The sequence below is a fragment of the Paenibacillus sp. FSL L8-0663 genome, assembly GCF_038008125.1.
GTDB classification, from domain to species: domain Bacteria; phylum Bacillota; class Bacilli; order Paenibacillales; family Paenibacillaceae; genus Paenibacillus; species Paenibacillus polymyxa_D.
This window is the reverse complement of record NZ_JBBOYM010000001.1, coordinates 1,515,188-1,535,356: the sequence shown is the minus strand read 5'-3', so window position 1 is coordinate 1,535,356 and position 20,169 is coordinate 1,515,188. Positions and strand designations below refer to the sequence as shown.

Sequence of the window (20,169 nt, the reverse complement as noted above, 5' to 3'; positions counted from 1 at the left end):
ACATATGATAACAATGTCGTATTAAATTTGTATATAGCGAAGATTGTCGAAATAAAGAAAAATATATAAATATTTTTAAATTGCCATAAATTATGTTTAAAATAATAACATCCTTTTTTAAACATTATATGAATTTGAATATCCAATATACTTTAATAATCATCCCACTCATTGATCTAAAATAAACAAAATGTTATATTGTCTATAAAATAATCATCATTTAATCGAGGTGTTTGCTAAAATGGATCATTCCGAACTATTCTGGAATGCTGGTATCGAAGAACTGAAGCGTGGATATATTCGCCAAGGAGAGCAGGTCATTTGCTTGCTGGACGGACAGCGATTTGAGCAAGGCATCATATATCAGGATCAAGGGGTATTTTATGACGCGGAGAGGTACATGCGACTTCATATTGAGCGGACGTACGGTTCGGTCTTTGACTATTTGATCGGTCTGGACAAAAAGCTGACTGGACTGACGGATCATCAGAATCGGTTGCTTCAGTTATTTTATCAAGGCATGGGCGATGCGGACATTCAAAAGGAAACCGGAATCGGTAGCGCATCCACCATACGCAATCATCGCTTTGGTCTCAAAGAAAAAGAACGACAGGCCAAAGTATTTCTCACATTAATGGAGCTACTAAAGGAGAAAGATCGTCACGCTCCCGCCATTGTAGAAGTACCCATAGGAGCACGGATGGTGGACGAACGCTATAACATTACGGAAGACGAAAGACAAAAGGTACTCACGAAGTATTTTCCGAATGGTACAGACGGACGCCTTAAGACCTTTAAAATGCAAGAAAAGCACAAGCTGATTGTGCTGCGTGAAATTGCGAGCCGTTTTGTGAAGGGACAAATATATCATGAGAAGGATATCAATGCGATTTTACAGGAAGTGTATGACGATTATGTCACGGTGCGAAGATATATGATTGAATACAGTCTGTTGGATCGCAAACCGGATGGCAGTGAATATTGGTTGAAGGAATCTTGAAGCTAGGCGCTTATGAAATCAGCATTTTGCATAATTCGATTCCCAACGCTCGTAGGTACAATATATAGACGAACTAAAGCGTTTCGATCTATACATTGCTGATTTGAAAAGGCTCTTGGGATTTATGCAAAATGCTCAAATAGGAGGATTCGACAATGAATCGAAGAAAAGAACTGGTGCAGCAATACATGGAGATGAAGACAGAGGCAGGAATCTATTGCATTCGCAATACACGTAATGGGAAAATTTTCGTCTCTTCCACGCCGAATTTAAAGTCGCTGAATGGACGGCGTTTTGAGCTAAATATGGGTGGATTTAAGAATAAACAACTGCAACAGGAATGGAATGAGTATGGCGAAGATTCGTTTGAATTTGAAGTGCTGGACGTTTTGAAGAAAAAGGAATCCGCGTTCTTTGATGTCAAGGATGCACTAGCAAAGCTGGAGCAGACCTGGCTTGATCGACTCCAGCCTTACGGGGACAAAGGGTATTTGTAAATTACCAATCCACGGGATGCTCTTCCCGAAGGTATCCAAAAATAATAGCGTCGACAAATTGACCTTTTTCATAAAAATAGTCTCTCAGGTGACCCTCTTTAGTAAAGCCACTTTTGAGTAGCAGCCGTTTGGAGCCTTCGTTATCTGGATCAATGAAGGCTTCTATACGGTGAACCTGCGGCAAATGAAAGCCATAATCCACTACCACCGTCATCGCCTCTGTCATCAAACCCTGCCGCCAATATTCCGGTGCCAGCTCATAGCCGATTTCAATACGGGAGTGCTCCTTCTGCCAGTTATGAAATCCAATTGTACCCACGATCCGCTCAGGAGCTTTTTTTAATGTAATCCCCCAACGAAAGCCCTCTTGCTTCTCATATCTGGTTAGCATCGAACGAATAAATTTTTCGGCTTGCTCTACCTCTGTAAAGCTTTCCAAGTCATAATATTGTGTGACCTCATCCTTGGAGAAATAACCGAATACATCCTCCGCATCCCCTACTGTAAGCTGTCTTAAACGAAGCCGATCAGTTTCTAAAATCGGAAACGTTTCCATTGCCATGATCTATCTCCTCCTTCACATCGAAGAACCTTATCTTATCAGCCACCAGCCAATCCCAACTATCACTCCATTGATGAAGAATAATGCAATACATGCTCTCCACTTGCTGATTCCACTTGTTTGAAAAAAACCTGTCACTTTACTACGACACATGAACAACGTAAACAACAAATTCCAAATAATACGCATACCATATTTTACGTAGTATAAAGCAGGGTTTAACTGTACACCGCCCAACGTTGGAGGGACATCTGGAATAAACAGAATTGCACACGTATAACGCATGGTCTCATATGTAAAATAAAATACTGCCAGCCACCAAGCCCACTTCTTACCAAATAACATGCCGATACCGGCAGTCGTCCCTGCCAAACCGAGCAACGCGATAAATCCTTGAAACATGCCCCTACAAATGCCTACTAACGTAGCAGCCTCATTTAATGCATTAAGCGTCAATAGCTGGGTCACCAACAGAAGTGCTCCATTAAAGATCAATAAAATGGCTGAAATGCTTACACCTAAAGGTCGTTCGAAAACCACGTTGGTTACATAATCTTCTACTTCTTTTTTCGTATACAGATCTGACACTTCTTCTACTCTCCTAACCCAATTATATACATCCATTTTCGGGCGGGTTTAATAACAGTATGTTCTCGCCTCATTCCCATATATCGGCTTTTAGGAAAATATGGTTTAATCTTCCCTAAAATTCAGTTATCCGTAGGCTAATCATTATTATTCAGTGCAGCCATGCTGCTAATGATCATCCTCTATGGTGTCAAATTAGCGTCATGAGAATTTCTATCATCAACTGAATCCCAAATAGAGTAATATCTATCCTTATAATACCATTCCAAGAAGGAATCTGACAAATGAATGGACTACTACTAGCGCTTATGAATGTATACGCGTTATTTTCGTGGCCCTGTAACCTTCAGATGACTGGATATACTCTACCTCATAACCCATTCGGGCATCCAAAAGCCCTTCCATAAATGGAAGGCACGGACTGTAAATAAAACTCCCTCCGGGCCGAATGGCTCTAAGCAATTCCATATATTTGCGAGCGTACTTATGAATATTACCATCTGCCTTCAGATGATGATGTATAAAATGATTGGAGAATGCCATATGTGAAACGATCGTTCCCCATGTGCGTTCCCCAAAGGTGGTCTCTAACCAATCTCCTTGAGTGACCCAACCTTCTGTTTCAGCCAACCGATCTGTTCCGTAAGCCTCAATTCCACAGGCACGTAAATAAGTAACCAACCGTGCCTCAGATCCGCAACCAACATCTAGAACAGGCTCTTGCAAACGAGCAATGTCCAATCCTAGCAGATTGGCTTGCAACTCCGGCGTATATTCCTCACAAGGTATCCAAAAGGTATACTCACACTCTGCATACTTAGCAAACATTTCACGTCCGTTGGTACGAGTTAAAAAATCTCTCAAATGCCCGTAATGCTGCTGAAGCAGTAAGTCCAAGGTTGCTCTATCTATAAATTTCTTCTGGAACAGGTTCTCAATCCGGGTGAAAAGTCGATCATACAGCTCCGTAAGCTCCCTCACATGAGCTGTGTGAAAATGTAGATATTGATTGGTATTTACAAACTGGGACAGTATTTTAGCCGCTACATCCGTCACAAAAGCGTTATACATATGCTGGCGCTTCAAGCCTTGAAGCATGAGGATCAGTTCTGAGCTTCTCTGCGTCAGCCAGTACGTCATTTCCGTTGAAGGTCCTAACAGAACAGAACCCTCACGCATATAAAATAAACTCCGATGCTGATTGTACAGGAGTTGACCGTTAATAAGTTTATGAAGTTGAGCGACTGTCATTCTCGCTTCCTCCTTAAGATCCAGAACATTAAAGCCCTACCCAAGCCTAAACAATGTTATCTTTGGGTAGGGCCAGCTTATTTTCTAAGTATACCATGGCTATGGAAATAATGTTTTATTGCGAATCTTCCACCTGTACATAAGAGGATAAAGGAATATTCAGCTCACGTATTCCCTGAGCTACCAGCCGAGCTATTTGCTCCGCACCATATTCCTGAAAATGAGTATCATCCTTCACTCCATCAGGAAATGCAGGATACACCCCTGGCTCCACATGCAAAAATAACGGGAGTGTTCCTTCCAGTCCAAGTGTATCATAGTACGCTACGCTCAAGCGGCTAAGATCGACCAGTGCAACATTTGTCTCCGATGCTGTTTCCTTCATGGCCTGCACATATTCCGGGAAACTAATCCGAAACGAGGCACTTGCCGCATCATAATCCCGGCGGCCAACAGGAGTAATTAGCACAGGTGTTGCACCGCGTTGGATGGCTCCTTGAATGTAGGTTTTTAAGTAAACTTTGTAATCCGCGGGTGAAACATAACGCTCTTGGTTGTTGATCGCGGCATCATTATGCCCAAACTGAATGAGCAGATAATCTCCTGGACGGATATTGCGTAAAATATCATCTAACCGCCCTTGTACCAGAAAGGTTTTCGTGCTTCGTCCACCAATAGAACGGTTCACAAAAATAGGCTCATCTGTGAAGAACGGAGCAATCATTTGCCCCCAGCCCGCCTGAGGCTTCATCGCGGATTTATAGGTTTGAACCGTAGAATCTCCCGCAAGGTATACCGAAGGATGTTCTCCAGCCGTTCGAGCATCCTTTGGGGTAATAACCAAAGCGTTAATCTTCGCTTCATTACCTGAGAAATACAATTCGAGCTGACCGTCGATGAGTGCAAGTTCAAATCCAGCCTCGACAAATTGTCCTGCTGTTTTAGCAGTAGGTTCTACCTTGACGATGGACTCGGCTTTAACCGTAATGTCTGTGTTTCCGGCAGTATCTCCGGCAATCAGGGAAAGCGTGTAATCCGTCGGTGGTAAATTGACAACAAAGGATGATCCTTGAACACGAACAAAATCTGAGCGTATAGCATCACTTCCACCACGATCTTCTTCATTCACTTTGGAAAGATCGGTAAATCCATAGCCTCGCTCAGGCGTGTAAACATCATTGGCAGTGACTTGGGTGTAGCCGTCAGCTACCTTGCCGGGGCCAAAATCAAAACGAAGAGGTGCCACAAGCTGTTTTTCGGCTAATGCCTGCCCTGGGATAAGTATGGTTGCAAACAACAAGCTGAACCCTGCGCATAATCCAATCATCTTACCGAACAACCTGTGACGCTTTCCCTTTTGTTTCAAGCGCAACCCTCGCTTTTCAGATTATTTGAGTGGTTTGTCATCGTCTATACGTGTATTGATCCCCGCTAGCTTTTGACAGCCTTGGTCCAGCGCCCAGGATACCACAATGCCAACCGTGTACCTGATCAGATCCGCGGTCAGGAACCCTTTCCCAAGCACCAAGCCGCCCAGTGTCGTTGCCCGAATGTGGTTAATCCAGGGAGCCTGGTACATCTGGCTGAACTCAATGGCGAAGCAAAACAGCAAGCTGCCCCACAGGGCTACGGACAATTGACGATTCACCCCCAACATTCTCAGCCCAAAATAAATCATGCACGCCCACAAGGCATCCCCAAAGTGATTAGCAACGAATTCAGGCAACTGGGAGGAGAAAACTCGGCTTCCCAAACCCAACAAGATCGTGACCAGCACAGCAACAAGGTACGCAGCACGGGCCTTCCAGCGGAATTTCGCCTTTATTTCCCGAATGGCCTTCCTGCTGACGCTCTTACGAACGCTCCTCATGCTAAATCACCTGTCCTAATGCTGGGACATCTTCGCCAAGCTGCGGGAAATTTTTAAGCACCCTCTCTTGGATAGCGTTTGCAAGATTGCAGAACCTTTTGCTGATGTCATATTGTATGCACACCAACTTGTCTGTATTTTTCATAATATAATTAATCATAATGAGCCTCCGTAATATCGTACAAACATATCAGCAACTTCCAAACTATTCATGTGAGGATACTAAAATTCAATACCACGCACCTTGGCAAAAACCATTTCGTGTGCCATGCTCCCCTTTTCATCATACTCGACGTTTCTTAAAATCCCCTCCAGTGTAAAACCTGCACGTTCCGCTACCTTGGCGCTGCGCGTGTTTCTGGAATCACAACGAATCTCCACCCGATTGGCATGCAAATGCTGTATGGCAAAATCCGTAATACCGTGCACGGCCTCTGTTATGATGCCTTTTCCAGTCCAGGATGTTCTGAGCCAATACCCAATTTCAAATCTTCGTGTATCCCAATCAATCCGATGCAGACCGCTGCTGGCTACAAATTCTCCCGAAGCCGTATCAAATATATACAACATCATATCAGAGCGATCCAGAAATTTAAGTCTGGCTTGACGCGAACGGATTTCAGATTCCTCTACCGTCGGAAGATTTCTTGCAAACGGAAGCCAAGGCCGCAGTTCATTCGCACTTTCTCGCATCGCCTCATTGACTGCCGCTCCATCCCCCCACTGCGGAGCGCGTATGGTCAATCTCTCCGTCTGGAATTGGTCCGGGAACGATAAGAGAATCGGATTCGGTTGCTGCTCCATACTCATGATGCACCCTCCTCCTTATTCGTTGAATAACTGCGACGATCCAGCCAACCTGTGATTTCACGCAAACTCCCAATCTGATAGTCCGGTACAATGCCCGTTTCCTGCCACGTCATAAAGCCTTCCAGCCAGATGGTATGCAATCCTGCACTTTGTGCACCACGAATATCATTTGTCGGGTGATCGCCTACATAACAGGCATGGTCGGGATCGACAATGTCCAGCTCATTCAGAGCCAACTCGAAAATTCGAGGATGAGGCTTCTGGATGTTGACGCCACCCGACACGATAATAGAATCCACATAATCCCTCAGCATAACTCGGTCGATTTTCGCTTGCTGCGTGCGGAGTGAGCCGTTGGTAATAATACCGAGCTTCAAGCCACGCGACCGCAGTTCGGACAATACTTCCTTGGCCCCGTCCATCAACACCGTAAACTTATGAAATTCACTATACCAAAAGCCCAGCATCTCTTGTACTGACGTATCGGGATTTTTCAGTTCCAAGTCTGTATGCAGCTCGGTATACAGTTCCTTCTTATCCCGGTATCCGTCCCGATCCGCCAATCGTATCTGTTCAACGACAGCCGCGCGGATCGCCGGTTCTTCTGCCACTATAAATCGTTCTATAAAGCGCTCTGTATATGCCGCAAACGCCTGTTTACGATGAATAAGAGTATTATCCAGATCAAAAATGATTGCTTCTATGGACATAAATAGCTCCCTTCCTTCATCCTCTTGTATCGATTAGGCTGAAACAAACTGAATAATTCCTATTAGAAATAAAAGAAAAAAAATAGACAAGAAAATAATGATCATGTACTTCAAGATTCTCTTGGAGGTCGACTTTTGTTCTAGTTTGGTCTCGATCTGGGTCAACCTTTCTTTGATTTCTTCCAAATCCTGCTCCACCTTCACATCATGCTCCCCTTCCTTCGTTTCGACTTATTCATCTTCCTGACACTCACTCACACAAGTTGCTCCAAAAACGCACTTTTTTTACGGCATTAAAATCAATTTGTTCATAAGGCTTCTCCCCAAATTCCAGCTTGAAATACTCCTGCAAACATTCCCCATACACGATAATATCCGTTTGATATACGGAAAATACCGGATTTCCTTCTTCAGATGGCTGCTCTGGGATATATCGATGTCCGTTGATTGGGATTAGCTTGGGCACACGTAAAAACTCACGTTTACATATATCAACAGCTTCCGCCGAATCTGTCGGTTTTTCGCCCCATTCGGGAGGCCAGAATACATGCTGCTCTACATCAAAAATCATACCTTCTAACGGCCAATTCAACCTTTGCCGAATTACACCCATCCGCTGTGGTGACGTATCTCTCCAAGGGATAAAGCTTTTACCGATGGGAAGAACACTCATCAGAAGCTCCCGCAAATCGGGCGGGAAGTGAATATCATACCTGCTTTCGACGTCGGTAATCTCCTGCATGGATAAGCCTGGAGCTAGGGTCACATCGTGTTTACGTAATAAATCTATGATATAAGCGATATCCATCTCTTATCGACTCCTCAGCAACTACCTAGTTGACCGGATTGGTCAAGAGGCCTACCAGGCTTGTAACTTCAACTTCACCAACACGGCGCGGACCTTCCATGAAATATCCCCTTGTTCCTACCTGTATCCGATGTCGGTGTACCTTTTTCCTCATTTCTCCAAACAAAATCCACATTCTCGCTTGCCCTTCCCGCTGAACAGGACGACCAACATCCATAATCAGTTGACCATCTCCATCTTCAAACTCAGGATGTATGGCATAAATTCCCGTATTCCCGATGTCGTCACCCTCATAGGCAAAATCACAGCGATAACCCTGAATAGGCAGCTGTTTCCTGCCTCCTTCTTCCGGTGTGTAAAATCGATATTTTATTATAAAATCGTGCGGATGCTGTCTGCTATTTTCATAGGGGTTCCACATTTCATATCATCCCCTTAGGTCTTTTCCAAAAATATGTACTTCATTCTAGTGTAATCTAACAGGAAAAGAAATCCAAGACCTATCCGCAATGCGTTGCTGAATAAGCTTGGATTATATGAGATTCATTTATTAGAATGTATGACTTCTATGCTTGCTGTCCGTTCACCTGAATATCTGCGGCTACTTGCTGCCCTAACCAAGCCCGCATGCGATTCCATGAAAAAACCTGCTCCGTATGAAATACACCGAATGGAAGTTCTGAACGGTACAGGGCGAGCGCTGCAAAGACGGCTGCCTTAGCGGTTAAATCAGACTGATGGTGACCCCTTAGCCGACATTCGACCTTCGTCTCCTTGCCATTGAGAGTTCCTCGAGCATCTACCTTGACCGCTACAGCATTCCCACCTATATGTACCTTGCTAAAGCTGCGAACCACTGCATCACGCACGGTTTGCTGTCGGAGTAGACCTGAAACTCCTATCGTCCGAAGCCCTGCTAGAAGCCGAGTGGTCAAGCGCGAATCGAAGCAAAGGCGTGTGCTAACCGTAGGAACTTTGAGCGTACGAGGAAGTGTCTGCTGATCTGAAAAAGGAAATCGATACGCCCGATGACGACCCACTCCTGCACCAAAATCTGCCACTATTCCGCCAGTAAAGCTTTTTCGAGTCACAAAACGTCCCTGTTCTATAACCTCCAAATCGGCATGAATCTGATCTACTGTCCACTCAATAGCAGCCTGACCGTGTCGATCTCCCAAACCCAGCATCAAAGATATATTCAACTCATCCGTCTGATCCATGAGCTGTGTCGCTTGCAGTGCCAACAGATTGGTCAGTCCCGGAGCTAATCCTACACTTAACAGGGCTGTGGCCTGATGAGCTCGGGCCTCCTGATGACACTGCTCCACCTGACTCAAAAAGTCCGCATTCGCGGTAATATCCATGTAATGCACCCCATGTCGAAGGCAGGCACGTACCAAGGCCGTATTGTCCTGATCCAAACACATGATTACCAATTTGGCTTGCTCTAATATCGACGGGTCCATCGGCTCATGAATATTAAGCTGCAAGGGCCGTATCTTACCATTCGATTGTTGGCTAAATTCAGTGGCCCGTTCCAGACTACGACCTGCGGCAAATACCTTGCCGGGAAACATTTCACTTAACTCCGTGCATACCATTTTTCCAACATGGCCATACCCGCCAATGATGATGATGTTATCCTTTGTCATAAGCCGTTTCTCCCTCTTTAACCGCAAACCATGCGTTTACTAAAAAAGCGCCATAATACCGGGTGATGTGGGTAAAGCCTGCATCTATCAACAGTTCCTGTATTGCCGCATTGGACACTGGGTTTGACTCACGACCGATGGAAGCAGCGAATCGTTCCCAATCCTCCAGTGAAATGCCCTGGCTCAGCATATGACCTTTCCACGCCTGCATTTGGATGGAAAAAGAAGGCTCCTGTGAATTCCCATTAATAGAAGCTAAACAAAAAGGCGCACCCGGCTTGAGTCGAGTAGATATCTGGCGTAGCAACGCCTGTTTACTTTCCAAGCTTTGAAGAAAATGAAGCACCAGCAGGCAGGTTGCAGCGTCATAGACCGGTTCTCTGCATGATTCTTCGCTGTGCTTTTCGCGCTGTTCTTCAGGCTGTTCTCCAGACAACTCTTCCAACGTACCTGCAACAAACGATATTTTTGAACTGATGCCCGCATGTGTTACACGCTTACGTGCCAAATCCAGCATGTGCTCAGAGGGATCAACTGCCGTAAAGGACCATGCATCATGGCGCCCTCCGAGCGTAATCAATTCCTGACCGCCTCCAGCTCCGACAATTAGCACATTTGGATCTATATTTCGAATATGAGTTTGTGCTTCAAGCTGTGCGGCTATCAAACCGTCTGTCATCTCGTACAAATGAGCATATCCAGGTATTTTTAAAGCAATCGTATCCGCGTACTTATGCACATTCGGATGATTCCAGCTCATAGGTTGATTTGAGTCCGTATTTCCAATAGGGGTATGTCTCATATGTGCTTTCCTCCAAACATTTAGCCTTGATCTTCTCAGACCATTCATTTATTGTAGATTTAATTAAGAATCATTCTCAATTATAAAGACAATACGAATATCCACCATCCCATAAATGTGGGATTTAATAATCGCGCTTGAGAATCTCCAGCTTTCTCGATAGGAGCAAATGATGAACGCACACTACAAGCACACCCTAATCGACCGCTTGCGTACTCAGGTTACTTTCGATGCGGCGTGCTGTACCTCGGTAGATCCGCGTACGCTGCTTTCCACAGGGGCATTTACAGAGTCGGGTGTGGAGGACATTCATAACAAACTGCTAGAATACGAATACCTGCACGACGATATGATGAAATATGATCAGTTGGTGCGAGAAGGACAGTCTGTAGCGACGCTACATGGGTTTACACATGGCCAACCGGATCGGAGCACACGATATAGAGATGTTTTGCAACCCGCCGGATTCGGAGATGAGCTACGTGTTCCGTTTATGTACAAAGGGAGCTGTTGGGGATTTCTTACGTTGTTCCGTCATCATGGAAAACCTGTATTCAGCGAGGAAGAGCAACAACTGCTTGAAGCGTTAGCGCCGTCCATAGCCTATCATCTGCGTCAGGCCAGTGTCGGTTTATCTCCATCCCCTGCCATGATCACGGAAAATGGACTTGAGCCAGGAGTTCTCATGCTTTCCGATAAGCTAAAACCGATTTCGTCCAATTTAGTAGCAGAGCAGTGGCTACAGTTGCTTCGGCAGCAGGAGGGAATCCATGAAGACGGTCTTCCGGCTCCCGTCCGGGTGGTATGCTTGCGAGCGCTATCCACTGCCACTGCACCAGCACGACTATGTATCCCTTCCACAGACGCAGGAGCCCCATGGGTAACCATCAGAGCCACCCTTCTGCAAGGCGGACAGAAGCATACGGGACAGAAGCAGCTAGCCGTATGGTTTGAGGCTGCTAAAGCAACTGACATGCTACCGCTTATGGCTGAGGTGTACTCATGGTCCGAACGAGAGAGACAAATTGTCCAACTCATTGTTCAGGGCTTTTCGACCAAGGAGCTGGCCAGCGCACTTCATATTACTGCCTACACGGTGCAGGATCACCTGAAAGCGATTTTCTTGAAAACAGATGTAAGCAGCCGTCGTGAGCTAGTATGGAAGGTATATTCCAGATTCAATTAACCTATGTAAAAAAGACAGATGCCCCGATTAGGGATCATCTGTCTTTGCATCACTGCTCTATTGGAATGCCAGAGCCTTATTTCTTCGAAGAGGAGTTCGTATCATCGTATGACACTGGTGAGGGCTTCGCAATCCATTCATCAGCCTCAGGCTCGATATCCACGCCATTTTCCAGCTTCGTTTTCTCCATCAAGGAATCTCCGTCCTCGTCCTTCTTGTTGCGGATTTTCGCTTCGTCTTGAGTGTGGTCGCTCATGTTGATTCCTCCTTTTTTAATTTCATCTGATGGTTGTACCTTACTCATAATTACCCATTGCCGTCCTGTACAAACCTCTACACGACCAGATGCCCTTTTTTCTCCGCGGGTTCAATGATCGCCTCAATGCCAGCATTAAACTCCAGAAAGTCACTTTCTACTCCATCACTGAAAATAACTCCGTTTTCCGGCATCTGCGATGCAATCCGTAACGGTTTTTCGGCTGCTACCTGACCAAACACGAGATCCGCAGCAGTCGTTCGGCTGGGGAATGGTTCTCTCACCGTAAAATAAAGCGATGGCGAACTCCAGGTTGCACGATGATCATGACTCATTCCGTCTGCTGTCCCTTCCTGACTGAAGGCTGTACCTGGCATCAGCTGGCTTGGAGTCAGCGAGATTGGATGCCGTGTAGCACTGCCGACAATTCCGGCCGCTCCAGCCAGTACGCTGGTCAGCCAGCCTGTCGCTCCCAATCCGGTTGAAACGATAATGCCGCTGGAGGATTGCTGCTCTACTTGATCCTCCAGCCTTAGCTCATATCTCGCGGAAACATGAGTTTTGCGTCCAATGAACAAATCATTTACAGCATACAAGGATTGGCCATCATTTAATTGGGCCTTAGCCAGCGTAACTTCCTTAATTGGCCGTCTGTGCACGAATACATCCGGCACTACCCAGCGCAGGTCGGATACGGTAAACGGCAGCAATACCCCGTCCCAGCGCAATGGATCTGGATTCACACCGATAAGCGGCTGCTCGGTCAAATATTTTAAGGTGTTGGCTACCAGCCCATCCTGACCCAGCACCACCACTGTATCCTGCTCACCAAAAATAAAGTTCGGCACATGCTCCCGCTCCACAATCTGAACACGACCCAAGGCCGTTAACTCCGACGTTGCCGTTGCCACCGCCCTGCGGTAATTTTCGTCCTCCAGCACATAATCACTGAAATCCGCACCCAGCCGTTCCATAAAGAAGCGAGCCTGCTGCACCGTATTGTATCGGACAATCAGTTCCTCCAGTCGCGTTTTACGCTTCACCAAAATGATCTTCTGCTCTGTCATTCGGCCGCTCATCGTGTTCTTCCTCCAGACCCTCTCGATCCTGCTGATCCGCTTGCTCCCGTATCTGACATGAGACCTTGCAGCAGATCCGGCGTAATATTTAGCTGACCGATTTTTCCTGCATTTTCTGCAAGCTCCTGGAATGCAATCGCAATTAGTTTATCCGGGCTCATATCCATGTTAGCCATAGCTTGAAGTACGTTCGGTTCAACATCCTGCAACGATTTCATGACGGCTGTCAGCTCATAGGCCTTGGCATCGGCTTCTGCCTTTTTATTCGTGACGGTCAGCTCAATCAGCTCGCGTTTTTTCTCCTCCAAGGCCGTGTCAAATCGTAGCTGCTCCTCTTTCATCTCGCTTTGCTTTTGCTTCACAGAACGCTCGGCATCGAGTTGAGTTTCGCGGATTTGTTTCTTTTTCGTCTCCACTGCAATCTCAGTGTTCAGCTCGTTTTCCTTCACACGCCGCTCTTGCTCAATAGATGCATTACGACGCTCATACAAAGCATGATCCGCGTTGCGAAGAATCTCTTCCCTCGCTTGAGCCTCCAGCGCTCTCATCGTCTCCTTATTAGGTAGAATCGCCAAAATCGACAGCCCCATAACCTCAATGCCGAGCTTTTCCATTTCCGTATGCTGAGCAATATCCTTTGTCATGTTTTGGGCCAGACGTTCACTGGACTGAACAGCTTCTTTGAGCGGGACACGCTCCAAATACTTTTTGGTAAGCACCTTGGCAATGTTAATCACCCGTTGGGCCAGCTTGCTTGGATCATCCGAAATGTAACGTCGTTCCTTCAAGTCATACGTATAGTTTAAAATCTGCGTCGTTCTCCGATAATCCACAATTCGATAAGTCAGTTGCCCCTGTACCGTCACCGCCTGAAAATCATTTGTCATGTCCTCAAACATGAACGGCGCATCAATAGAAGAGACGGGCACGACAACAACCGAGGTGGTCGGGGCGTAGTAATAAAAGGATAATCCAACACCCTCCCGAACCACCTTCCCGTTTTTCACCTTCATCACATATTCACTGGGCTGAAATTTAACAAAATTAAATCCAAACATAGCTGCTTCCCCGCTTTCTTTACAATTTATATTATTTTGTTATTATCATTTTGTTATTAACAATAAAATAACACATGTTCCCGATAATATCAATATGACATTTATAAAAAACAAAGGCCGTTTCCCCTCCGATACGCTCGGTTAGAGGAAACAGCCTTATTAAATCACTTTATTTATCATCCACATTCCATTCTCTATAAAATTGCTCCAAATACATCTCCATCCATTGATGACGGACCTCCGCCAGCTCTCGGGCATAAGCGGTATTCATAAGACCTTTGAGTTTTAGCAGCTTTTCGTAAAAATGGAATATGGCACTTTTACCTGCGGCACGATACTCATGCTGTGAAAAATCTTTATCCGGGTGATGCATCATACTGCCTTTTGAGCCTGCATACATAAAGGTTCTTGCAATCCCAATTGCTCCAAGAGCATCTAACCGATCCGCATCCTGCACAACTTGACCCTCCAGCGTCTCCATGGGCGGGTTTTGTCCACCATTGTAGGACATCGTAGCAATAATAGTCATCACGTGCGCGATTATATCCAGATCACTTACATGCAGAAGCAGCCACTGCTCTACTTTATCCAGCCCGGCTTGTTTGGAATCATTTAATTTTTCATCCGCTACATCATGCAGCAGTGCTGCCAGTTCACAAATAAACGAATCTGCGCCCTCTTTGGCAGCAATTTTAAGAGACAGCTTTCTCACCCGGTCTATATGCCACCAATCGTGACCACTATGATCATGCTCCAACTGTTGCTGTACAAAGGGCTCTGCCTTTTGAATAATATCTGCACAAATCGCTTCCTGTTGCTCCGTTCGTCTCTTCATATGTCACCTTTCAATCCAGTCCATACTTTCTATGGTAGGTTCGTTTGATTTTTTAATGCAAACCACATCAATCGTAGTCGCGGAAGTTCTTTTACATTTTCCCTACCCTATCTCTAATCCTATATAACTTAATTCCGTATCTTACTCTACTCCACGACACCAAGCTCGCGGTTCTTCTCCTTAAAGCGGCTGTTATGAGAAGATACATATGCCGCTTTGTCAGCTGCTGGATCAATGTACAGCTTGGCGCTGTTCAATGCAAGGGCCGCATCTGTGAACGTACCGGCAATTAGATACAGCTTGCTTCCGTACTCGACAAAATCGCCTGCCGCGAAAATCCCCGGCAGATTCGTTTCCAGCTTTTCGCTCACTCGGGCATGCCACTCCCCCATATCCAGTCCCCAATCCCGAAGCGGGCCGAAATCGGATTTTAGTCCATGATTTACAATGACTGCATCGACATTCAACACCTGTATTTCGTCCGTATCTATATGACTGATCGTCACCTGTTCAATCGTCTCTCCATTGTTACTATGTAGCTGACTTACCGCGTATGGTGTGAGAACACGGACCGAAGATGACTTCATACGAGCTACATTTTTCTCATGTCCGCCAAAGTGATCCCGACGATGCACGACGGTCACACTCGCCGCAATAGACTCCAACTCATTCGCCCAATCCACTGCCGAGTCGCCTCCACCGGAAATCAGAACGTGCTTGTCCCGGAACGGCTCCAGCTCTTGTACAGTATAATGCAGGTTCGTAACCTCATAGCGGTCCGCCCCCTCAATCTCCAGCTTAGCCATTTTGAGAATACCATAGCCTACTGCCAGAACGATCGTGCGTGTCCAATGCTGTTCCCCTGTGGCAGAAGTTAGCAGGAACGTGCCATCCTCTTGCCGATCCAAACCAGTGATCTGCTGCCCCAGCACAATGGTAGGCTCGAACGTCCGCGCTTGCTGCTCCAGCTGATCAATCAGCTTTTCACATAAAACCGGGGTAATCCCTCCGACATCCCATATCATCTTCTCTGGGTATATGCGCATCCGTCCGCCCAACTCATGCTTAGCTTCGATCAGCTTGGTCTTCATATCTCTCATTCCACTGTAAAATGCGGTATACATACCGGCAGGACCACCGCCGATGATCGTTACATCATATAATTCCAAGGACACTGTCACTCTGCAACTCTCCCTATCATAGCGTAATATGTCTGCTCTTATTATAAGTGATAATAATTATCAATATCAATTAGGAAATAAAAACATGACCCTTAGAGAGGTTTTCGTGACCTTAGAACTGCATTTTATGGGTTAATATAGCTACTCATGCATGGAAGCATCCATATATTCATTTCCTCTTTCATTCTATCAAGTGAATGTTTCAAAAAAGTTACTTCCATCGATCATCCAATACTGTTCAGGTGAAGGTACCTCGTTCAAAAAGTTTTGATATTCCCCTTTCCACCCCACTGGGACATAGTGTTCAAACGAAGCTGGCTCAGGAAATAGCGAATAGAGAACTTTCTCATCAAAGTTAACATACAGAGCAGGATAGAACTCCAACACTTCATCCTGATGCTGAATAGCATCATCCAGCAACTGGAGCATTGAAGTTAGTTCCCCTGTAGCCACCTTATATTCACAGATGTGATCTAAAAATGCTCCTGCTGTGGTTTCATCCAAAATAGGGATACCAAACCGTTCCTCCATCTCGGTATTCAAAAACCAATATTCTCTTTCCGTCACATACCAATTCCAGTTTCCTTCAAAAATAACACCAACAATGATGTTTTGCGCATATTCAGGCCATAATTTCATGAGCTTCTCGCGTTCCTCTCTTTCTCACTCACAATTCGATCCAAAACCGGTTTACACGGTTTCCGTCTTCCTCTATGTAATCCTTGTCCGGCATTCCGCCGTTTTGTATGATTGTTTTTTTGGAGGAAATATTATCGGAGTCGCATACGACCAGGACTCGGGAAATCCCCAGCTCTTTTGCTTTTTCCAGCGCCAAGGCCAGCATTGTAACAGCGTACCTGTTCTCTCGTGCAGAAGGACGGATACCGTAACCGATATGACCTCCGGCATTCATTAGGTGTTCGTTAAGGACATGCCTGATATTCACCGCTCCCACAACCTGTTCATTCGCATTCACAAGCCAGTATGTGGAGCTTTTGACCCAGCCTTCAGACAGGTTCATTCCATTTTCCTGATTACTTAAAAACGTCAGCATACCTTCAAAATCGTACGGCTCTACAGAGATCACCCAAGGTACCATATGCTCCTGACTCTGTTTCCATTCCTCATAAAATGAAAGATAAGCTTCCTTCCAGTCCTGATCCGGCTTTACCAATCTGACGGTCTGCATCCCACTCACTACCTCCTCTTTAAACACTCAATTTGTCTGCTATTGCTTTATACCTCAATATCCATGAATTTTTGCGCCCAATCTGCAAAAGAGAGCTTATCATCCCAAGTGATTTGCTTCATCGCTTTGGCACATCCCCAGTTTAGAACCTGCTGATGCAGCATATGCACCCGGAAACGCTCAGTAAATCCTTCTTTAGCTTCCATCCCTTGTGCGTAAGCAGTAAGAAAACCTTTTGCCAATTCTTCTTCGCCGTTCTCCAGATACATGGTGGTTATTTTCGGAAGATCTGCAACCCCATCCCCAAAATAGGCTGTCGTAAAATCAAAAAGACCACTGACTCCCCAGCCCTTATTCCCATTCTGCACAAGGAAATTTTGCGGTTTAAAATCCCCCATCACGAAAGTGGCAGCTTCCAGCTGATCGAATGCTTGACGGGAGCCTTCCAATATTTCCTCTACCCATTCCATATCCTGTACAGAAATGTTCGAGTATTTTTTGGCATCCTCTAGCCAATAGCGAATTCGTCCATACAACCATACTCGATAAGAGACTTCAAAAGGACGAATGCCTAGAGTTGTTGTATCCAGCTCTCCACTGTTCTTAACCTTCCATCTATGAAGCTCTAACAAAACAGTAGCAAGCATTTCAACCATTTGCTGTTTATCCAGCGAGGTCAGCTTTGCTTGCAACTCAGGTGTATGTATATGCTGACCGTATAGACGGGGCATAACTGCATAGTTCCAGCCAAAAATGTCCTCTGTATGATCCACAAGATACGGTGTTGGCACGGGAATTGGAGTCCGCGCTTGTATTTGCTCCACCATAAACTTTTCTTCTACCCATTGCCCTGGAAAAAGCGGGTTCCCCTTCAGCACAAACTGCCCAGCCGTTGAGGAAACATAGAGAGTTTGCCCTAGGACACCTTCTGCCGTTTTTTCATAAGACAGCAAACGTCCCAAATCAAAACGATTCAGCATCCTTTGCACTTGATCAATTGTTACCTCGCCCAGCCGATTAGATGAGAAATATATGGTCGTCGTCATCTCTATACACCATAGCTCTTAATCGTTGCTTCCAGAGTTTCATCTGTATCCGCCAGCCACACGGAACTAACTTCAAACGTTCCTGGCTCAAAAAACAATGGAAATCTCCGCTTAAACCAATCCTGCATCGGCAGATTTAGCGCTTCTTTCATATCCACCCACAGCAGTTCTCCCTCGGGGGGATTTTTTAATAGTTCACCTTCAGTGGCTGTAGCCAAATAGTTAAAGACCATATATCTCAGCCCTTGGCTTGGGTCACAATATTCGTCGATTCCTTTAAATACGATTTTCGTAACGGTTAAGCCTGTTTCTTCCCTTACTTCACGAATGGCCCCATTCACAATGCTTTCTGGAAACTCTACTTTTCCTCCTGGAGCAATATAACCCGGAAACCCCTTTCGATTGGGTCTATTCATAAGCAATACCTTACTTCCGTCCTGAATCATACACATGGTATATATTTTGTGTGTCACTTCTGTTGTCAATCCGATCATACCTTTCTTTATTCACGATTCACTAAAATCTAGTTTTACTTTCACACCGACAAACTGTGGTTAAATATGGCATTTCCCATACTTTAACTCGTTATTTTGTAGAGCGCAATAACTCTAACCATAGACTAGACTTGAGAACTCATGCCTAAGTCGGTCAAAATTAGTAAAAAAAAGACCGCCTTTCTACAGAGCCGCTGGTACTACCAAGCGGCTCCAGAAAGGAACGGTCTTATCCTAAACTTAATCATCATGCCAATACTCCGTTTTCTAGGCACGCTCCGGATAACGAGAACCTGCTGCGAAACCTTTAGGCGAAATACGCTCGATCTCTTGAAGCTCTGCTTCCGACAAAGAGACCTGTAGGGCACCAAGATTTTCACGCACTCTTTCCAATCTCTTCGTTCCTGGAATCGGGACGATATGGTCGCCTTGCGCAAGCAGCCATGCCAGCCCCAACTGAGCAGAAGTACAACCTTTTTGGGCAGCCAGCTTTTCGATCAGGAGGACAACCTCTAGATTTTTGGTGAAATTCTCGCCTTGGAAGCGAGGGAAATGACGGCGGTAATCATCCACTGGCAGATCGTCAAATTTTTTGATCTGTCCCGTGAGGAAACCTCGACCCAGTGGACTGTAGGGGACGAAGCCGATTCCCAGTTCGTTTAGTAGCGGAAGGACATCGTCTTCCACTTCTCTGCTCCACAAGGAATATTCGGTTTCTACTGCGGTAATTGGATGCACCGCATGCGCGCGGCGGATCTGTTCAGCCGACGCTTCCGACAAGCCGATATAACGGATTTTCCCTTCCTTAACCAAATCGGCCATCGTTCCGACGGTCTCTTCAATCGGAGTATTGGGATCGACTCGATGCTGATAATACAGGTCGATATAATCAGTCCCCAGATGAAACAGACTGGCGTCTACGGATTTTTTAATATATGCCGGATCTCCCTTGGGTCCCTGAGTGTGTGTGATCCCGAATTTAGTGGCAATCACTACCTCCTCCCGACGACCCTTGAGCGCACGTCCAACTAGCTTCTCATTGCCGCCGAACTTCTGCTGTGCGTATTCCTCACCATAAAGATCTGCTGTATCAAACAACGTTACACCAAGGTCCAGCGCTCCCTGAAGTGTGCGCACCGACTCCTCGTTGTTCGGCATCATCATCGTGCCAAGGCCCAGAGCTGATACCTCCAGCCCTTCACATCCCAATTTCCTTTTCAGCATATCATGGTTCCCTCTTTTCTTTGGGTAAATGGATGGAATGAACATGTACTCATTCTAATAGACCCTTATGG

25 protein-coding genes are annotated in these 20,169 nt (G+C 45.7%); 3 read left to right on the top strand and 22 right to left on the bottom strand.

Translation table 11 applies throughout. The features are described 5' to 3' along the window. Positions 1 to 241 precede the first annotated feature (241 nt). Both MKY75_RS06970 and MKY75_RS06965 read left to right on the top strand, forming a co-directional pair. Positions 242 to 1,000 carry a DUF2087 domain-containing protein gene (locus MKY75_RS06970; protein WP_029516451.1) on the top strand — a complete coding sequence of 253 codons (759 nt, stop codon included), beginning with the start codon at positions 242 to 244 and terminating at the stop codon, positions 998 to 1,000. Between the two features lie 155 nt (positions 1,001 to 1,155). Beyond that, positions 1,156 to 1,497 carry a GIY-YIG nuclease family protein gene (locus MKY75_RS06965; RefSeq protein WP_209949591.1) on the top strand — a complete coding sequence of 114 codons (342 nt, stop codon included), beginning with the start codon at positions 1,156 to 1,158 and terminating at the stop codon, positions 1,495 to 1,497. 1 nt (position 1,498) lies between these two features. Here the strand turns inward: MKY75_RS06965 and MKY75_RS06960 are convergent, their stop codons facing one another. The 12 genes from MKY75_RS06960 to MKY75_RS06905 all read right to left on the bottom strand — a co-directional run bounded on the left by MKY75_RS06960 (position 1,499) and on the right by MKY75_RS06905 (position 10,550). Next, positions 1,499 to 2,059, bottom strand: coding sequence for a GNAT family N-acetyltransferase (locus tag MKY75_RS06960; RefSeq protein ID WP_029516449.1), 561 nt, complete (start codon positions 2,057 to 2,059; stop codon positions 1,499 to 1,501). Positions 2,060 to 2,089: 30 nt separating this feature from the next. Next, entirely contained in the window at positions 2,090 to 2,647 is a 558-nt protein-coding gene (locus MKY75_RS06955; RefSeq protein WP_029516448.1) for a hypothetical protein, read from the bottom strand. 306 nt (positions 2,648 to 2,953) lie between these two features. Then, positions 2,954 to 3,898, bottom strand: a complete 945-nt coding sequence (locus tag MKY75_RS06950) for a class I SAM-dependent methyltransferase (RefSeq protein ID WP_340884800.1) — start codon at positions 3,896 to 3,898, stop codon at positions 2,954 to 2,956. Positions 3,899 to 4,013: 115 nt separating this feature from the next. Further along, a complete protein-coding gene (locus tag MKY75_RS06945) occupies positions 4,014 to 5,225 on the bottom strand; it encodes a rhamnogalacturonan acetylesterase (RefSeq protein ID WP_209949683.1) in 1,212 nt (403 codons plus the stop codon). Between the two features lie 60 nt (positions 5,226 to 5,285). Further along, positions 5,286 to 5,768, bottom strand: a complete 483-nt coding sequence (locus tag MKY75_RS06940) for a ribosomal maturation YjgA family protein (RefSeq protein WP_340884798.1) — start codon at positions 5,766 to 5,768, stop codon at positions 5,286 to 5,288. A gap of 1 nt (position 5,769) precedes the next feature. Continuing rightward, positions 5,770 to 5,928 (bottom strand): hypothetical protein, encoded by a 159-nt coding sequence (locus MKY75_RS06935; RefSeq protein WP_209949598.1) that lies wholly within the window; start codon positions 5,926 to 5,928, stop codon positions 5,770 to 5,772. A 62-nt stretch (positions 5,929 to 5,990) separates the two neighbouring features. Further along, entirely contained in the window at positions 5,991 to 6,578 is a 588-nt protein-coding gene (locus MKY75_RS06930) for a GNAT family N-acetyltransferase (RefSeq protein ID WP_209949601.1), read from the bottom strand. Next, positions 6,575 to 7,288, bottom strand: a complete 714-nt coding sequence (locus MKY75_RS06925) for an HAD family hydrolase (protein WP_039269708.1) — start codon at positions 7,286 to 7,288, stop codon at positions 6,575 to 6,577. The genes MKY75_RS06930 and MKY75_RS06925 overlap by 4 nt, the downstream gene beginning before the upstream one ends. A gap of 250 nt (positions 7,289 to 7,538) precedes the next feature. Further along, positions 7,539 to 8,096 (bottom strand): hypothetical protein, encoded by a 558-nt coding sequence (locus MKY75_RS06920; protein ID WP_029516442.1) that lies wholly within the window; start codon positions 8,094 to 8,096, stop codon positions 7,539 to 7,541. A gap of 25 nt (positions 8,097 to 8,121) precedes the next feature. Further along, complete coding sequence (locus MKY75_RS06915; protein ID WP_029516441.1) at positions 8,122 to 8,517, bottom strand: hypothetical protein; 396 nt, start codon at positions 8,515 to 8,517, stop codon at positions 8,122 to 8,124. A gap of 145 nt (positions 8,518 to 8,662) precedes the next feature. Further along, positions 8,663 to 9,748, bottom strand: coding sequence for a saccharopine dehydrogenase family protein (locus MKY75_RS06910; RefSeq protein ID WP_340884796.1), 1,086 nt, complete (start codon positions 9,746 to 9,748; stop codon positions 8,663 to 8,665). Beyond that, complete coding sequence (locus tag MKY75_RS06905) at positions 9,735 to 10,550, bottom strand: class I SAM-dependent methyltransferase (protein WP_340884794.1); 816 nt, start codon at positions 10,548 to 10,550, stop codon at positions 9,735 to 9,737. The genes MKY75_RS06910 and MKY75_RS06905 overlap by 14 nt, the downstream gene beginning before the upstream one ends. Before the next feature lie 172 nt (positions 10,551 to 10,722). Between MKY75_RS06905 and MKY75_RS06900 the strand changes: the two genes are divergently transcribed. Beyond that, positions 10,723 to 11,736: a LuxR C-terminal-related transcriptional regulator gene (locus tag MKY75_RS06900; protein WP_318626841.1), complete on the top strand. Its 1,014-nt coding sequence runs from the start codon at positions 10,723 to 10,725 to the stop codon at positions 11,734 to 11,736. Between the two features lie 76 nt (positions 11,737 to 11,812). On the opposite strand, the gene MKY75_RS06895 is transcribed toward MKY75_RS06900, so the two are convergent. From MKY75_RS06895 to MKY75_RS06850, 10 genes are all read right to left on the bottom strand, one after another. Continuing rightward, on the bottom strand, positions 11,813 to 11,992 hold the full coding sequence (locus MKY75_RS06895; RefSeq protein ID WP_013309345.1) for a hypothetical protein: 180 nt from the start codon (positions 11,990 to 11,992) through the stop codon (positions 11,813 to 11,815). A gap of 77 nt (positions 11,993 to 12,069) precedes the next feature. Next, positions 12,070 to 13,071 carry a sugar kinase gene (locus MKY75_RS06890; protein ID WP_340884792.1) on the bottom strand — a complete coding sequence of 334 codons (1,002 nt, stop codon included), beginning with the start codon at positions 13,069 to 13,071 and terminating at the stop codon, positions 12,070 to 12,072. Then, on the bottom strand, positions 13,068 to 14,129 hold the full coding sequence (locus MKY75_RS06885) for an SPFH domain-containing protein (protein ID WP_013309343.1): 1,062 nt from the start codon (positions 14,127 to 14,129) through the stop codon (positions 13,068 to 13,070). The genes MKY75_RS06890 and MKY75_RS06885 overlap by 4 nt, the downstream gene beginning before the upstream one ends. A 169-nt stretch (positions 14,130 to 14,298) precedes the next feature. Then, positions 14,299 to 14,964 carry an HD domain-containing protein gene (locus MKY75_RS06880; RefSeq protein WP_318626842.1) on the bottom strand — a complete coding sequence of 222 codons (666 nt, stop codon included), beginning with the start codon at positions 14,962 to 14,964 and terminating at the stop codon, positions 14,299 to 14,301. A 146-nt stretch (positions 14,965 to 15,110) separates the two neighbouring features. After that, entirely contained in the window at positions 15,111 to 16,145 is a 1,035-nt protein-coding gene (locus tag MKY75_RS06875; protein ID WP_340884790.1) for an NAD(P)/FAD-dependent oxidoreductase, read from the bottom strand. A 189-nt stretch (positions 16,146 to 16,334) separates the two neighbouring features. Further along, positions 16,335 to 16,784 (bottom strand): hypothetical protein, encoded by a 450-nt coding sequence (locus tag MKY75_RS06870; RefSeq protein ID WP_340884787.1) that lies wholly within the window; start codon positions 16,782 to 16,784, stop codon positions 16,335 to 16,337. Between the two features lie 28 nt (positions 16,785 to 16,812). Further along, complete coding sequence (locus MKY75_RS06865; RefSeq protein ID WP_340884785.1) at positions 16,813 to 17,334, bottom strand: GNAT family N-acetyltransferase; 522 nt, start codon at positions 17,332 to 17,334, stop codon at positions 16,813 to 16,815. A 47-nt stretch (positions 17,335 to 17,381) separates the two neighbouring features. Continuing rightward, positions 17,382 to 18,380 (bottom strand): phosphotransferase family protein, encoded by a 999-nt coding sequence (locus tag MKY75_RS06860; protein ID WP_340884782.1) that lies wholly within the window; start codon positions 18,378 to 18,380, stop codon positions 17,382 to 17,384. A 2-nt stretch (positions 18,381 to 18,382) separates the two neighbouring features. After that, a complete protein-coding gene (locus MKY75_RS06855; RefSeq protein ID WP_069012034.1) occupies positions 18,383 to 18,874 on the bottom strand; it encodes an 8-oxo-dGTP diphosphatase in 492 nt (163 codons plus the stop codon). A 267-nt stretch (positions 18,875 to 19,141) separates the two neighbouring features. Next, entirely contained in the window at positions 19,142 to 20,098 is a 957-nt protein-coding gene (locus tag MKY75_RS06850; protein WP_318626846.1) for an aldo/keto reductase, read from the bottom strand. Positions 20,099 to 20,169: the final 71 nt, after the last annotated feature.

Coding starts and splice junctions, on each gene's coding strand:
- MKY75_RS06880 (WP_318626842.1), bottom strand. CDS start 14,964: ATGAAGAGACGAACGGAGCAACAGGAAGCGATTTGTGCAGATATTATT.
- MKY75_RS06905 (WP_340884794.1), bottom strand. CDS start 10,550: ATGAGACATACCCCTATTGGAAATACGGACTCAAATCAACCTATGAGC.
- MKY75_RS06920 (WP_029516442.1), bottom strand. CDS start 8,096: ATGGATATCGCTTATATCATAGATTTATTACGTAAACACGATGTGACC.
- MKY75_RS06895 (WP_013309345.1), bottom strand. CDS start 11,992: ATGAGCGACCACACTCAAGACGAAGCGAAAATCCGCAACAAGAAGGAC.
- MKY75_RS06925 (WP_039269708.1), bottom strand. CDS start 7,288: ATGTCCATAGAAGCAATCATTTTTGATCTGGATAATACTCTTATTCAT.
- MKY75_RS06960 (WP_029516449.1), bottom strand. CDS start 2,059: ATGGCAATGGAAACGTTTCCGATTTTAGAAACTGATCGGCTTCGTTTA.
- MKY75_RS06940 (WP_340884798.1), bottom strand. CDS start 5,768: ATGAGGAGCGTTCGTAAGAGCGTCAGCAGGAAGGCCATTCGGGAAATA.
- MKY75_RS06970 (WP_029516451.1), top strand. CDS start 242: ATGGATCATTCCGAACTATTCTGGAATGCTGGTATCGAAGAACTGAAG.
- MKY75_RS06900 (WP_318626841.1), top strand. CDS start 10,723: ATGAACGCACACTACAAGCACACCCTAATCGACCGCTTGCGTACTCAG.
- MKY75_RS06930 (WP_209949601.1), bottom strand. CDS start 6,578: ATGAGTATGGAGCAGCAACCGAATCCGATTCTCTTATCGTTCCCGGAC.
- MKY75_RS06865 (WP_340884785.1), bottom strand. CDS start 17,334: ATGCAGACCGTCAGATTGGTAAAGCCGGATCAGGACTGGAAGGAAGCT.
- MKY75_RS06885 (WP_013309343.1), bottom strand. CDS start 14,129: ATGTTTGGATTTAATTTTGTTAAATTTCAGCCCAGTGAATATGTGATG.
- MKY75_RS06850 (WP_318626846.1), bottom strand. CDS start 20,098: ATGCTGAAAAGGAAATTGGGATGTGAAGGGCTGGAGGTATCAGCTCTG.
- MKY75_RS06860 (WP_340884782.1), bottom strand. CDS start 18,380: ATGACGACGACCATATATTTCTCATCTAATCGGCTGGGCGAGGTAACA.
- MKY75_RS06890 (WP_340884792.1), bottom strand. CDS start 13,071: ATGAGCGGCCGAATGACAGAGCAGAAGATCATTTTGGTGAAGCGTAAA.
- MKY75_RS06910 (WP_340884796.1), bottom strand. CDS start 9,748: ATGACAAAGGATAACATCATCATCATTGGCGGGTATGGCCATGTTGGA.
- MKY75_RS06855 (WP_069012034.1), bottom strand. CDS start 18,874: ATGATCGGATTGACAACAGAAGTGACACACAAAATATATACCATGTGT.
- MKY75_RS06870 (WP_340884787.1), bottom strand. CDS start 16,784: ATGAAATTATGGCCTGAATATGCGCAAAACATCATTGTTGGTGTTATT.
- MKY75_RS06945 (WP_209949683.1), bottom strand. CDS start 5,225: ATGATTGGATTATGCGCAGGGTTCAGCTTGTTGTTTGCAACCATACTT.
- MKY75_RS06950 (WP_340884800.1), bottom strand. CDS start 3,898: ATGACAGTCGCTCAACTTCATAAACTTATTAACGGTCAACTCCTGTAC.
- MKY75_RS06965 (WP_209949591.1), top strand. CDS start 1,156: ATGAATCGAAGAAAAGAACTGGTGCAGCAATACATGGAGATGAAGACA.
- MKY75_RS06915 (WP_029516441.1), bottom strand. CDS start 8,517: ATGTGGAACCCCTATGAAAATAGCAGACAGCATCCGCACGATTTTATA.
- MKY75_RS06935 (WP_209949598.1), bottom strand. CDS start 5,928: ATGATTAATTATATTATGAAAAATACAGACAAGTTGGTGTGCATACAA.